This window comes from Gilliamella sp. B3023 (genome assembly GCF_026536845.1).
Lineage (GTDB): Bacteria > Pseudomonadota > Gammaproteobacteria > Enterobacterales > Orbaceae > Gilliamella > Gilliamella apicola_E.
In genome coordinates this window covers 185792-201059 of the sequence record NZ_JAFNNH010000001.1, presented here as the reverse complement: position 1 = coordinate 201059, position 15268 = coordinate 185792, and the positions used below count along the sequence as shown (strand labels likewise).

General features: G+C 38.4%; 12 protein-coding genes. 5 read left to right on the top strand and 7 right to left on the bottom strand.

Annotated features, from left to right (window positions below):
- Positions 1–184: 184 nt before the first annotated feature.
- The 3 genes from ggt to J3U16_RS00995 all read right to left on the bottom strand — a co-directional run bounded on the left by ggt (position 185) and on the right by J3U16_RS00995 (position 4208).
- Entirely contained in the window at positions 185–1924 is a 1740-nt protein-coding gene (gene ggt, locus J3U16_RS01005; RefSeq protein ID WP_267342367.1) for a gamma-glutamyltransferase, read from the bottom strand.
- A gap of 127 nt (positions 1925–2051) precedes the next feature.
- Positions 2052–2918, bottom strand: coding sequence for a pyridoxal kinase PdxY (pdxY, locus tag J3U16_RS01000; protein WP_267342366.1), 867 nt, complete (start codon positions 2916–2918; stop codon positions 2052–2054).
- 12 nt (positions 2919–2930) lie between these two features.
- Positions 2931–4208: an MFS transporter gene (locus tag J3U16_RS00995; RefSeq protein ID WP_267330820.1), complete on the bottom strand. Its 1278-nt coding sequence runs from the start codon at positions 4206–4208 to the stop codon at positions 2931–2933.
- Between the two features lie 340 nt (positions 4209–4548).
- On the opposite strand from J3U16_RS00995, the gene sat reads away from it, so the two are divergent.
- The 5 genes from sat to J3U16_RS00970 all read left to right on the top strand — a co-directional run bounded on the left by sat (position 4549) and on the right by J3U16_RS00970 (position 11431).
- Positions 4549–5709 carry a sulfate adenylyltransferase gene (sat, locus tag J3U16_RS00990; protein ID WP_267342364.1) on the top strand — a complete coding sequence of 387 codons (1161 nt, stop codon included), beginning with the start codon at positions 4549–4551 and terminating at the stop codon, positions 5707–5709.
- Between the two features lie 45 nt (positions 5710–5754).
- Positions 5755–6390, top strand: a complete 636-nt coding sequence (locus J3U16_RS00985) for a phosphoadenosine phosphosulfate reductase family protein (RefSeq protein WP_065562758.1) — start codon at positions 5755–5757, stop codon at positions 6388–6390.
- Positions 6391–6529: 139 nt separating this feature from the next.
- The gene (locus J3U16_RS00980) at positions 6530–8317 is read left to right on the top strand and encodes an assimilatory sulfite reductase (NADPH) flavoprotein subunit (protein ID WP_267342362.1); all 1788 of its coding nucleotides are present in this window, start codon (positions 6530–6532) and stop codon (positions 8315–8317) included.
- A 47-nt stretch (positions 8318–8364) separates the two neighbouring features.
- Entirely contained in the window at positions 8365–10125 is a 1761-nt protein-coding gene (cysI, locus tag J3U16_RS00975; protein WP_220218385.1) for an assimilatory sulfite reductase (NADPH) hemoprotein subunit, read from the top strand.
- Between the two features lie 352 nt (positions 10126–10477).
- Positions 10478–11431: a LysR substrate-binding domain-containing protein gene (locus J3U16_RS00970; protein WP_065733648.1), complete on the top strand. Its 954-nt coding sequence runs from the start codon at positions 10478–10480 to the stop codon at positions 11429–11431.
- Between the two features lie 19 nt (positions 11432–11450).
- Here the strand turns inward: J3U16_RS00970 and J3U16_RS00965 are convergent, their stop codons facing one another.
- The 4 genes from J3U16_RS00965 to J3U16_RS00950 form a co-directional block, all read right to left on the bottom strand.
- On the bottom strand, positions 11451–12530 hold the full coding sequence (locus J3U16_RS00965; protein WP_267339024.1) for a sulfate/molybdate ABC transporter ATP-binding protein: 1080 nt from the start codon (positions 12528–12530) through the stop codon (positions 11451–11453).
- A gap of 9 nt (positions 12531–12539) precedes the next feature.
- A complete protein-coding gene (cysW, locus tag J3U16_RS00960; RefSeq protein WP_267342361.1) occupies positions 12540–13388 on the bottom strand; it encodes a sulfate ABC transporter permease subunit CysW in 849 nt (282 codons plus the stop codon).
- Positions 13389–13397: 9 nt separating this feature from the next.
- Positions 13398–14216: a sulfate ABC transporter permease subunit CysT gene (gene cysT / locus J3U16_RS00955; protein ID WP_416380738.1), complete on the bottom strand. Its 819-nt coding sequence runs from the start codon at positions 14214–14216 to the stop codon at positions 13398–13400.
- Between the two features lie 80 nt (positions 14217–14296).
- Complete coding sequence (locus J3U16_RS00950; protein WP_416379906.1) at positions 14297–15247, bottom strand: sulfate ABC transporter substrate-binding protein; 951 nt, start codon at positions 15245–15247, stop codon at positions 14297–14299.
- Positions 15248–15268 lie beyond the last annotated feature (21 nt).

The window sequence follows — 15268 nt, the reverse complement described above, 5'->3', positions numbered from 1 at the left end:
CCAAGCCAATAGTTATTGCTTATTAAAATTTGTAAAAAATATTGAGGAGTCTATACCGTTATCTCGTTTAAGGCTTCCAACATTTAACGGTGGAAACCTTAACAAGATTATATATAGTTCAAAAGGGATTTTTCTGCATTGAGCAACTTTATTTAACCGCTATCAATTCATTACCCAAATAGTATCAATACCCAGCTGCTAAACCATCCCCTCTCGGGTCGGTTGCGCCCATTAGTAGATGATGATTTGCATCGACAAGAATGGCACCGGCATGTCCCATGGTATCGGTGTAATCATCTATAACTTGCACATCATGCCCACGTAATTTGAGGGAATGAGTTACATCGTTAGGTATGCGCCCTTCAACTTTAAGATTATTGGAAGATGCACCCCATGTGCGGCCATGTAACCACCTTGGTGCATTAATGGCATCTTGAGGTGTCATATCAAAATCAACAATTCGTGTCACAATTGCCGCTTGCGTTTGTGGTTGTCCTTCTCCGCCCATGGTGCCATAAACCAGATAAGGTTTATTGTCTTTTAAAAGCATGGCTGGATTTAACGTATGAAAGGTGCGTTTATTTGGCTCTAAACGATTAATATGGTTAGGATCTAACGAGAAAAAACTACCACGATTTTGCAATAAAATTCCTGTATCTTTAGCAACAATGCCGGAACCAAAATCATGGTAAATACTTTGAATAATAGATACCGCATTTCCTTCTGCATCAACAACACCAAACCAAACGGTATCGCCTTTAGGATCTAATGGCTTTATTTCTACACGAGCCTTTTGCATATCAATCTGTTTTGCTTGTTGCTGACCATGTTGGGTAGATAATAAGAGAGCAAGCGGAATCTGATTAAAATCGGGATCAGTAAGGTATTTATCTCGATCAGCAAATGCTTGTTTTGTTGCTTCAATAATTAAATGGTAATAATCAACGCTACCTTCACCCAAGGATTTTATATCAAAATTATTGAGTATATTTAGAATCTCTAACGATGCCATACCTTGTGTATTGGGTGGTAGATTATAGGCCGTATATTCTCGATAATTAACATGGATCGGGGCTACCCATGTAGCACGATGCTTAGCAAAATCATCTAAAGTTAACACACCACCATGGCTTTGCAGATCGTTGACAATATTTTTGGCAATATCACCCTGATAAAATTCCTTAGCGCCTTTATTTGCTATGGTTTTTAATGTGTTAGCTAAATCGGGTTGTTTAAGGATTTCGCCGATTTGGTAAGCTTGCCCATCGTTTTTTAAGAATACTTTTTTAAATTCCGAAAAACGCTGTAACTCCCGAAACTCTTTGTCTTTTGGATCAATATTGATTGTTGTCCAATAATTTAAGCTAGGTGAAACCGAAAATCCATGTTCGGCATAATCAATTGCTGATGCGAATAACGTGCGCCACGGTAGTGCATTTTTCATATTTTTAGATGCATATTGGTACGCCTCATCCCAACCGGAAACCACCCCTGGAACGGTATTGGCTGCCAGATAACCTCGTGAGGGAATTTTATGGAAACCTTGATTTTTATAATAGTCTATCGTGGCTAAACTACCAGAACGACCGCTGGCATTTAGCCCTTTTAGTTCTTTGGTTTTAGCGTTGTAGACTAACCAAAAGTTATCGCCACCTATGGTGTTCATTTGAGGATAAACAACAGCAAGCGTTGAGGCTACGGCAATCGCTGCATCAACCGCATTGCCTCCTTTACGTAATATATCAATTCCAGCTTGAGTCGCTAAATAATTGGGGGACGTTACCATGACATTGGTAGTTATCGGGTTAAGACAACGGGAAGGGGTATCACAGTACTTTCCTGTCTCTGATAGCGGTATATCAGCAGCACCAGATAAAGGATTAATAAGCAATAAACTTAATAATATTGGGTGTCTTTTCCACATTTTAGTCGTTCCTCAATTGTTAACAGTAACATTTTGAGGAATGCATTTTCTATGCCAAGAATAAACTAATTAAATTTTGCAGCTAAAATGATTATGACCAATGACAATAATACCGATCTTAATTGCCTTATAATGCAAGCGGTGTTCCGCGATACTGCAAATCCGGCTGTTTAATCCATTGTTGAGCATCAATAATCGCGAGCTCTCGGGCATTTTGTTGTTTGGTGATATCAAGCACGTGATTGGCGGCATTGGCGGCGAGTTCAAAGGCGGTTAGTTGGGATTGTCCATTGACTAAATGGGCAGTAAACAGACTACAGATTAAATCCCCAACGCCTAATGGACGGTGTGGAAAATCATATAATGGTCGAGCCAGATGATAGCTTTGTGATGGTGTGGCTAAAATCATTTCAAATAATTCAGTCGTTTTACCGGCATGCAGCAGATTTTTAACCAATATGGCTTGAATCGGCTTATTTTGCAGTGTTTTTATTGCGTTAAGCACATCGTTAAAGGTTTTGATTTCCAGATTCGATAATATCTGTAATTCTAATAAATTAGGTGTAATAAAGTCAGCGTATTTGATTGCTTGCTTAGTGAAGAAATCAATAATATTTTGTGGCAAGGAACTGCCTTTATTGATATCGCCCCCCATCACCGGATCGCAAACATAAATCGCATTAGGATTATAAAATTTTATCTTTTTTACGGCCTCAAGGATCTCTTCACCTTGTTCGGCAAGCCCAATATAGCCCGAAATAATGGCGTCAATGGATGACAATACGCCAATTTTTTCCAAACTATTGACGATTCGAGTGATTTGCTGAGCGCCCAGCACAATGCCGTCATAATGTGGATAAACCGTATTACTCGATAACTGAACGGTGTGTATTGGCATCACTTCGACACCTTGTAATTGCATCGCTAGTGTTGCCACTTTATTACCGGCATAACCATAAACAACATTGGACTGAATTGATAAAACAGTTTTCATATATAGACCTTATTATTCATCATAATAACGATATTTGCTTAACAAGTAGATGCAGATAATGGATATCAGTGCTAAACCGCAATAAAACAAGGCTAAGGGTAACCAAAAACTTTTGAAGGTATAAATAACATAACCCCCTATCATTGGAATTAAGCTACCAAAAATAGCCGCACATCCTTGATAACTCATTGATAACCCAGTATAGCGCATTCTGGCAGGGAAAATACGGCTCAAATACCCAGCTATTACACCATAAAAGCCGCTGTAGCAAATCACATTTAGCGAAATCCCAATAATAAAACTGGTTTTTGTGCCTGAATTTATAATCGGGAATAACAAAAATACTGATGCCATTGCCAATATTGCTGTACAAATCAAAAAGCGTGTTGCCGAGAATTTTTCTGACCAATAAGAGATAAACGGTTGAGCAACAAAATGGACAATAGCGATCCAAAACAGTGCATCAACTATCACTGATTTTTCGACACCAAGTACCAAAGTAGTATAACCAATCATTAAGGTATTGGAAAAGATACCGCTAAATGACAGCACATTAGCACCAATCGCTAATATTAATAATGGCAATGCTTTTTTAAATACTTCAATAATCGGTGCTGACTCTTGCTTTAAGTCCGCTTGTTTTTTAGATGCTTCAACAAAAACCGGCGATTCGGTTAACGTCACTCTAGCAATAATGCCAATAATTAACAAAATAGCACTGGCTAAAAAAGGAATACGCCAATAACCACTATCAATCAGTTCATTAACAGGTAAACGAATAATATAAGAAAAAACCAGTAATGCTAAAATATTGCCTGCTGGGCTTCCCCATTGAGCAAAGGATGAAAAGAAGTTTTTCAACCCTTTCGGCGCATGTTCATTCGTCATCAACACGGCACCACCCCACTCACCACCAACGGCAACACCTTGTAAAATTCGCAATGCAACCAATAACGTTGGTGCCAAAATACCTGCTTGTTGATAAGACGGTAATAACCCAACAAAAGTGGTCGCCGTCCCCATTAAAAGCAAAGTGATAATAAGTGATTTTTTACGCCCTAAACGGTCACCAATATGCCCAAATAACATAGCACCTAAAGGACGGGATAAAAAACCTACTGCAAAGGTAGCAAACGCCCCTAAAATTTGTACAAACTCGTTATCAGATGGAAAAAATAGCTGACCAAAAATCAATACCGATGCTAACGCATAGATATAAAAATCATACCATTCAATAGTAGTACCAATAAAAGCAGCAAAAGCCACTTTTTTTGCAGATGAATTTGACATAAGTAAACCTTGGGTAGAGGAATGTATGACCAATAATGAATAATAAAACTAGCACAAAGCTATCAATATCACAATTCGTTATCTGAAAAGAGATTAAAAATTATATATAGAAATTTAATAATATTTCTATTTTACTAAATACGTTCAACTTGATGTATGCGAATTAATTATAACACTTTAGCTTTGGGCTTCCGATAACTTTTATCTTATTGTAGTGATAACATCTTCAATCAATTTTGAATATGCACAAATCGCATAATGGTATATAAAATTGATATTTCCTTATTTATCGATAATCGCTTTTAATTAGATTTAATAAAAATATCGGTAAGGAATCATTATGGGATTGATCGCGCCTCATGCTAGTGACAGTTTACAACCTTTACAGGTTGATGACGATGAACGTCTAGCCCTGCAACAATATGCAAAAAATTTACCAGCAATTACCTTATCCAGTCGTGAAACTGGAGATTTAGTCATGTTAGGCATCGGGGGTTTTACACCTCTGTATGGCTTTATGCGAGAAGAGGACTGGCGTAGCGTTTGCGATAGTATGCATTTAGCGAACGGGGTTTTTTGGCCAATTCCTATAACTGTATCGGTGACCGATGCTCAAGCTGATACCCTAAAATTAGGTGATGAAATCGCCTTAAAAACACCAGATGGGCAGATAATCGGTATTTTGAATGTGGATAGCATTTATCGTCCAGATAAACAATATGAAGCTAATCAGGTGTTTACAACGACAGATCCAAGCCATCCTGGTGTTGCAATGCTGATGGCTCAACCACCGGTTAATTTAGGTGGTAAAGTCCGAGTTTTGCACGATAATGGCTTTAAAGCACAGTTTGGTCAATATGCTTTAACGCCACAACAGGCACGGGAACGCTTTAATCAATTATGTTGGAAAAAAATAGCGGCCTTTCAAACTCGTAATCCAATGCATCGTTCACACGAATATTTAGTTAAAACCGTGTTAGAACTTTTTGATGGTGTGCTTATCCATTCATTATTTGGTAACTTAAAACCCGGCGATGTACCGGCCAACATTCGTCTTAAAGCAATTAATAGTTTAATTCACAATTACTTTGTGCCAGATTCCGTTATTCATTCCGGTTACCCTTTAGATATGCGCTATGCTGGGCCGAAAGAGGCGTTACTACATGCTCTTTTTAGACAAAATTATGGTTGTAGTCATCTTATCGTCGGCCGCGATCATGCTGGGGTTGGGGATTTTTACTCACCGTTTGCTGCGCAAGAGATCTTTAGCCATTTGCAAGACAACGATTTACTCATTAAGCCAATTAAGATTGACTGGACATTTTATTGCCACAAATGTGACGGTATGGCATCAACGAAAACCTGTCCCCACGATAGTGCTGATCGCGTTCTTATTTCAGGCACGGAGGTCAGACGGCGTTTACAAGCCAAAGAGCCGATACCAGAAACATTTAGTCGGCCAGAAGTCGTTGCTGAGTTATATCAATGGGTAAATCAGTAATCAGCTAAATAGTTAATCATCCATAAATCAATAAAGGGAAAAGCCATGCTAGATTTAACTAAAGTTAACCAAAAATTGCAAAATCAGTCACCGTTAACCATTATTGAATGGGCACTGAAAAAACAACAAGATATTCCAGTGAAAAGTATTATCAGTACCCATTTTGGCCCTTATGAGGCAGTACTTTTGCACCTTGTTACCCAAATCGATCCGAATATTAAGGTTGTTTGGGTCGATAACGGTTATGCAACCAATGCAACTTATCGCGTAGCCAATGAAATTACTAAACAACTTAATCTTAATCTACATATTTTTGTCCCACAAAGGACGACCGCTTATTTAAATGTGCGATATGGTGGGCTACCTGAACTCGATACGCCGGAACACACCGAGTTTACACAAATTGTTAAAATTGAGCCGTTTAACCGTGCTTTGTCTACGCTTAAACCCACATTGTGGTTTACTGCACTACGCCGTGAACAATCTGCGCTAAGGCAAGAACTCAATATTGTAACAAAAGCAGGGGACAATTTATTTAAGATCGCCCCAATACTCGATTGGACGAGTCAAGATATGCAGAATTATATCGAAAAACATAATTTACCTAACGAAATGGACTACGTCGATCCAACTAAAGGACCACAAGGTAGAGAGTGCGGTTTACATAAAATAACTTTTTGATTTTTTATAAATAAACAACATTAGACTTTACTGGCAAAAGGTAAGTGAATCTAAGTTGGTTGGATTTACCATAGCACGTTAAGGTTACGAGCCAATAGCAATTTAACGATAGCTAAACGCTATCAGATAAGGTCATCGTATGAGTACACAACAATTTCCTTTTAATTGTGATGAATTAAAAAAAATTATTGAAAATTACAACGATAAGCAGCTAGCTTGGTTATCGGGTTATTTATGGGGACGGGCGGAAAAAAGTTCCGTCGAACAAGTTTTACCGAGTACCACTCTCCCCTCCAATATGACACAAGCGGAGCAAAAAGTCACAATCATATCGGCATCACAAACCGGTAATGCCCGCCGAGTCGCTAACGAGTTAAGTCAGGATATTGAACGTTTGGGTATTGCGGTGACTCATCTGCCGGCAGGAGAATATAAAGCTAAAAAACTCAGTCAGGAAGAGATATTAATATTGGTGACCTCAACCCAAGGTGAGGGCGAGCCACCGGAAGAAGCGCTGTCACTCTATAAATATCTGTTTGCAGCTAAAGCGCCTAAATTAACTCATTTACAGTTTGCGGTTTTTGGCTTAGGTGACGCTTCTTATCCAAAATTTTGTCAAGCCGCTAAAGACTTTGATCAACGATTCGCTGAATTAGAGGCTCAGCGCCTGCTAGTACGCGTAGATGCTGATACAGATTTTCAAACCATAAGTACCTCTTGGCGACAGGCAGTGATTGATAAACTTAGTCAATTACAACTATCAAACACACAATCGCCAACAGAAAATTCAACCAGTATAGCCGTTAACAGTAGCCTTTATCACCGCGATAATCCATTTATTGCAACCGTTAACGTTAATCAAAAAATCACCTCACGCGATTCAGATCGAGATATTCGTCATATTGAACTTGACCTGTCCGATTCGGATCTTCATTATCAACCTGGTGATGCGGTAGGTGTTTGGTATCAAAATAGTAATGAACTTGTGGAGGAGATACTAAGTATCACCCAACTTGCAGGCGAAACGCCAGTTGAATATCATGGACAACAGATCGCTTTAAAAACGGTTCTGACTGAATATGTTGAATTGACTCAAAATACGCCCATCATTATTGAAAAATACGCTCAAGCCGTTCAACATCCCGAACTTCTTACCTTAATGGGCGATCGAGAAGCCTTATTGGAAATGAGTCAAACATTACCACTGGTTGATATGCTTAACCGCTATCGTGGCAAGATAGAGGTACAGACCTTTGTTGAATTGCTTCGACCTCTTACTCCGCGTTTCTATTCCATTGCTTCTGCGCAAGATGAAGTTGGCTCAGAAGTTCATCTTACCGTAAATGTAGTACGTTATCAGGTCGACGATAAGATCCGTATGGGCGGCGCATCTGGATTCTTAGCAAATCAAATTGCTGATCAAGATCAAGTCAAAATTTTTATTGAGCATAATGATAATTTTCGATTACCTGATGATACTCATGCACCAATCATTATGATTGCTGCCGGTACGGGCATTGCCCCCTTTAGGGCGTTCTTACAACAGCGTGCGAGTCAAGGTGCTACCGGTAAGAATTGGTTATTCTTTGGCAATCCACATTTTATATCCGATTTTCTCTATCAAGTGGAATGGCAGAGCTATGTTAAAGATGGTCTGTTAACTCGCATCGATCTTGCTTGGTCACGAGATCAAGCTGAGAAAATCTATGTACAAGATAAATTAGTTGCTCAAGCCAGTGATATTTGGCAATGGCTACAAGAAGGTGCCTTTATCTATGTTTGTGGGGATGCTAAACGTATGGCAAAAGCGGTTGATTTAGCGCTTCAACAAATTTTGATGACTCAAGCACAATATAGTCAAGAACAAGCTATAAGTTATTTGGATGAATTAAGAAGTCAAAAGCGCTATCAACGAGATGTTTACTAATGATAAACAGATACAACAACTAATATTAATTTATCGAGTGATGTAATATGAGCAAATCTAAAACAGTTACCCTGACTCAAACAGTCAATTTAACACCGCCACAAAATGATGTCTCTGATCTGCCTTTATCGGATTCTGAACGATTTAAGCGAGAAAGTAATTATTTGCGAGGCACTATCGTTGATGATCTTAATAACGGTTTAACGGGTGGCTTTAACAGCGATAATTCTCAGCTAATTCGCTTACATGGCATGTATCAGCAAGATGATCGCGATATTCGTAAAGAACGCACAGAACAAAAACTGGAGCCACTGATCTCCATGATGTTACGTTGCCGCCTGCCCGGTGGTATCATCACCCCAAAACAGTGGCTGACTATCGATAAATTTGCTACTGAAGCAACAAAATATGGCAGTATTCGACTCACGACTCGACAAACTTTCCAATTTCACGGACTGTTTAAACGCAGCCTTAAGTCTGCTCATCAGCTGTTGCATAAGATAGGGCTAGATTCGATTGCCACTGCCGGTGATGTGAATCGTAACGTTTTATGTACTTCAAATCCTGTGGAATCAAAAGTTCATCAACAAGCTTATCATTGGGCAAGCAAAATCTCAGAACACCTTTTACCGAAAACCCGTGCTTACGTTGAAATATGGCTGGATGGTGAAAAGCTTTCTACACCCGATAGTGAGCCAATTTTAAGTTCGACTTATTTACCGCGTAAATTTAAAACTGCCGTTGTCATCCCCCCGATTAATGATGTGGATGTTCATGCTAATGATCTTAGCTTTGTAGCAATAGCAGAAAAAGGCGAACTGATTGGTTTTAATGTATTAGTTGGTGGTGGTTTGGCAATGACGCATGGTGATAAAACAACTTACCCACGCAAAGCCGACGATTTTGGTTTTATTCCTGTCGAAAAAGTACTGACGTTTGCTGAGGCCGTTGTGACCACCCAACGTGATTGGGGTAACCGCAATAATCGAAAAAATGCCAAAACTAAATATACGCTTGAACGTGTTGGCGTGGAAAACTTCAAAAAAGAGGTTGAACTACGTGCCGGAAGTAAATTTCTAAGTAGTAAACCTTATAACTTTAGTCGACGAGGTGATCAATTTGGTTGGTATAAAGGTATTGATGATAACTGGCATTTAACGCTATTTATTGAAAATGGTCGGTTACTTGATTATCCCAATAAACCATTAAAAACCGGCGTTGCAGAAATTGCCAAAATTCATCAAGGTGATCTGCGTATAACCGCCAATCAAAACTTAATTATAGCTAACGTGCCAGAGGAACAAAAAGCAGCCATTGAACAAATTGCACGTCAATATGGTTTGCTTGACGATACTGTCACATTACAACGTAAATATTCCATGGCCTGTGTGTCTTTCCCAACTTGCCCACTAGCTATGGCTGAAGCAGAACGGTTTTTACCGACGTTTGTAACTAAAATAGAACAGATGTTAACTCAGCATCACTTATCCGATGATTATATTATTTTGCGTGTAACCGGTTGCCCTAACGGTTGCGCTAGAGCCATGTTGGCGGAAGTGGGCATGGTGGGTAAAGCACCTGGTCGCTACAATTTATATCTTGGTGGTAATCGAGAAGGCACACGAATTCCTCGCTTATATAAAGAAAACGTGAATGTAGAGGAGATTTTATTAGCACTCGAACCACTTATTGCCGCATGGTCCATTCATCGCAATAAAGAAGAAGGATTTGGTGATTTTGTTATTCGTCATGAGATTGTGAAACCGGTACTCAATTCAGCGATCGATTTTTATCAAGAGGCGAATTGAGATAAGTATAAAAGTTGTTGATTGATAATTTTAAACTATGTTTATTGACTGTAGGCATATATAGCCATAATTCATATGGTTATTACTTTATCATATTTGTCTTTTTTATACGTTCTTTTATACTGAAATTACTTATCAAAGCACATAATTTTACTAATAAAATTACGAATAAGCATAATTTATAAATTAGACAAAATGCTTATAACCAGTTTCATCATATTGCTTATGCTTGCTGGCGGTCTGAAATTTTTTAAATAATTCACTTTTTAGTTATTAATTATATACAGCAACTTACACATAAATAATACAACTATATAACGGGAATAAAGTAATTTTTACTAGGAAGATCGTCATGAATATACAACAATTAAGGATTATTCACGAAGCTGCGCGTTGTAATTATAATTTAACCGAAGTCGCAAATTCTTTATACACATCTCAGTCTGGTGTAAGCCGACATATCAAAGAGCTAGAAGAAGAGCTGAATATTGATCTTTTTATTCGTCAAGGTAAGCGCTTGATTAACATGACTGAACCCGGTTTAGAATTGGTGGTTATTGCCGAACGAATTTTAAATGAAATTAATAATATTAAGCGGTTATCAACCATTTTTTCTAATACTGATGAAGGTTCATTAGTGATAGCGACCACCCACTCTCAGGCCCGTTATATTCTCCCAAATATTATAAAATCTTTTAGAATGCTTTTTCCTAAAGTTCATATCATTATCAATCAGGGATCATCTAGTGAAATTATCTCTCAGCTTCTTTCTGGCGAAGCGGATATTGGTATTGATAATGAAAGAGTAGATAACAATTCACTTGCTATTTACCCTTTTTATCGTTGGCATTACTCTATAGTTACTCCTAAAGATCATCCTTTGACTAAAGTCGATAAAGTGACGTTAGATATGTTACAAACATTACCTATCATCACTTATCGTCAAGGAATATTTCCTCGTAAAAGTATTGATAAAGCCTTTTCGGCTATTGGATTGACACCCAATATCTCGCTCAATGTTCAGGAGCCTGATGTTATTAAAACTTATGTTGAGTTAGGTTTAGGGATTGGTATTTTAGGTAATAAAATGTATAACCCTGATCATGATATCAATTTAGTTGAATTGGATGCGAAACATCTGTTTGAATCACATGTTACATGGCTAGGATTAAAACGACATAAATTACAACGTAATTATATTTGGCGCTTTATTCAATTATGCAATCAAGAGTTGTCATTGGAAGATATCAAAAGTCATGCATTAATTGAGCAAACTCATTCCAAAATACTTGATTATCAGATTTAATTTATAGGAATCATTCTTCTTAAATCATAAACTCTAATAGTTCATCTTGCATAAAAATATTAACGAGTGCAGGTTGCCAGTAGACAGTATCACCAATTTCAACTTGCTGTTGTTCATATTGTCGATAGCTAATAGATACATCAATATGCTTTGGTTGTCCGGCTACAGCAATTTCCAGAAAGACGGTTGGACCAGCAGTATGTATACGTACAACTTCTCCTTGGATATCATTTTTTCGGGCAATTTTAGCAATACTGATTTCGTGAGGTCGAACATAAGCGATAGCAGACTGATCAGGCCAGGTACCTTGTTCCCTCATATCTTTGTGAAAATCACCAATGATTAATGTATTATTTTCAATATAACCATATAAAAGGTTAACATCCCCTAGAAAATGCGCAACAAAGGCGGTTTTTGGTTGCTTATAGACTTCGGCAGGGGTACCTATTTGTTCTATGTGACCTTGATTCATTAAAATTATTCTATCAGCAACTTCCAGTGCTTCTTCTTGATCATGGGTAACAAAGATGCTGGTAACATTGAGTTCATGATGAAAATCACGCAACCAACGTCTTAAATCTTTACGGACTTTAGCATCTAAAGCACTAAATGGTTCATCAAGCAACAACACATTAGGTTTCGAAGCCAACGCACGCGCTAACGCAACTCGCTGACGCTGACCACCTGACAGTTGGTCTGGATAACGTTTGGCAAAATGGTCAAGTTGCACTAATTCGAGTAATTGATTAACGCGTTCATCAATAGCTGTTTTATTTAATCGTACAGATCTTGGTTTCATTTTTAGTCCAAATGCCACATTTTCAGCTACATTCATATGCCGAAATAACGCATAATTTTGAAAGACAAAACCAATATCTCGTTGCTTGGCGCTCAGCTTAGTTACTTCCCTATCAGCAAAATAGATTTGCCCTGAACTGGCAGTTTCTAAACCGGCTATAATGCGCAGTAAAGTTGTTTTTCCACAACCAGATGGGCCTAATAGTGCAACTAATTCACCTTGTTTTATGCTGAAATTGATATTTTCTAAGACATTAACGTGTTCAAAACTTTTATTGATATTGTGTAGTGTAATACTCATATCTACCTCTTAGTTCCCGTAATGACATTCATTGGCTAAGCGCCTTTCAATCCATTGACGAATCAAGAGTAACGCAAGCGACATCATTAATAGCAAAATAGCGACACTAAATGCGGCAACAATATTGTATTCATTGTATAAAATCTCAACATGAAGCGGTAATGTATTGGTGTAACCACGAATATGCCCAGAAACAACCGATACCGCGCCAAATTCACTGAGTGAGCGAGCGGTGCAAAGAACAACACCATGCATTAAGGCCCATTTAATATTGGGTAAAGTAATGTGGAAAAAAATTTGCCAGCCATTTGCACCAAGGACGCTGGCGGCCTCTTCTTCATGAGTACCTTGTAGCGCCATTATCGGTATGAGTTCTCTTGCCACAAAAGGAACGGATACAAAAATCGTTGCTAAAATAATTCCTGGAATCGCATAGACAATTTGAATATTCCACGCCTGCAAAAACGGATACAACGCAGTTTGTGCGCCAAATAGCAATACATAGATTAAACCTGCAACAATGGGGGAAATCGAGAACGGTAAATCAATTAATGTGACTAATATTTGTTTGCCTTTGAACTGATATTTAGTTATGACCCAAGCTGCACATACACCAAATATCACATTTAATGGCACCGCTACACCAACGGCAATCAGTGTTAATTTAAAAGCGGATAAGGTATCTGGCTCAATAATCACTTGCCAAAATGCATTTACACCATTAGCTAGCCCCTGCGCGAGCACCACAACTAGCGGCAACAATAAAAGTCCGAAAAACAGTAATACCGCCAACAAGATTAGCAATAGCTGTAAACGGGTTACTCTCTTTTTTTCTGTTATTGATTGTAATATCTGCATAATCTTATATTAATGGTTTTTATTAATCTTACGGTTAAGTTTTCGCTGTAAACTGTTCATAATTAATAACAATACAAAAGCAATCAGTAACATCGTTACGCCAATCGCGGCAGCGACATCATAAGCATATTGGTCAAGTTTTGAGACAATTAATAACGGTAATATTTCGGTCTTAAATGGAATATTACCGGCAATAAAGACCACTGAACCATATTCGCCAATAGCACGAGCAAAAGCGAGGGTAAACCCCGTTAGCCAAGCAGGTAAAATGGCAGGTAAAATAATATGCATAAAAATTTGCCTAGGCGATGCACCAAGTAAACTCGCCGCTTCTTCTTGTTCACGTGGTAAATCAGCCATTACCGGTTGTAAAGTGCGCACAACAAACGGCAATGTAACAAATAACAGCGCTAAGGTAATGCCAATGGGGGTATAAGCAATTTTAAAACTAAACCATTGCCCAATTGGCCCGTTTTTGGCATAAATTGCGGTTAACGCAATGCCAGCAACGGCTGTTGGTAAAGCAAACGGGATATCAATACAGATATCCATTATCTTACGTCCTGGAAATCGATAACGCACCAGTACCCAAGCCAATAGTAAACCAATAAAGCTGTTTAGACCGGCGCTGATAAATGCGGTACTTAATGAAAGAGTTAATGCCAATAAAAACTGTTTGCTGACTAATAACCGATGCCACTCCTCAAAAGACAGCTTTGTTGAATAAAGAAACAAACCTAATAACGGAATAAGCACAATCAAACTAAGAAAGGTTAAAGTATAACCTAACGTTAAGTTAAAACCTGGGATGATCCGTTGTTGTTTAATGCTTGCAACTTTCATAACATTCACCTTTATACCGCAAAGCTAAGTGAGCACACACTTAACATCGCCAGAATAAGCAGTAATTAGTTTATCTCAGCATAAATTGCATCAAAGATGGCCCCATCACTAAAAAATTTTTTTTGCACTGTTTGCCATCCACCAAAATCGTTATCAACCGTAACTAACTTAATAGTAGGAAACTGATCAGCATATTGTTTAAGGACATCAGGATTAACAGGACGGTAAAAATGCTTGGCTATAATATGTTGTGCCGGATCGCTATATAAGTATTCCAAATAAGCTTGCGCTTGCTTACGTGTACCTTTGCTATCAACAACTTTATCGACTAAAGCCACAGTCGGCTCAGCTAAAATGGATAATGAGGGCATAATAATTTCTAATTGATCGCCACCTTGCTCTCTTAACGCCAAATAAGCCTCATTTTCCCAAGAAATTAAAACATCACCTAAGCCTCGCTGTACAAAGCTAATGGTTGCGCCTCTGGCACCAGTGTCTAAAACCGGAACATGTTGATATAATTTGGTGACAAAATCTTGAGCTTGTTCATCGTTACCATAGGTACTTTTAGCATAAGCCCAAGCCGCCAAAAAATTCCAACGTGCCCCACCCGAGGTTTTGGGATTGGGTGTTATTACCTCAACATCATCTTTTATGAGATCACCCCAATCATAAATCTGTTTTGGGTTACCTTTACGCACTAAAAAAACAATAGTTGAATGGTAAGGCGCACTATTGTTTGGCAACCTAGCTTGCCAATCAGGTGATATGTTAGTTTGATAACGGTTTAACGCATCAATATCACTCGCTAAAGCAAGCGTAACCACATCAGCTTGCAAACCATCAATGACCGAACGCGCCTGTTTACCAGACCCACCATGCGAATTATTTATCGTCAACCGTTCACCGGTTTGCTGCTGCCAATACTCGATAAAAGCCTGATTATATGCTTTATAAAGTTCTCGCGTGGGATCATAAGAGACATTGAGTAATTCAATTGCTTGCGCTTGATGCATAAAAGTGCAAATTGCCAATAA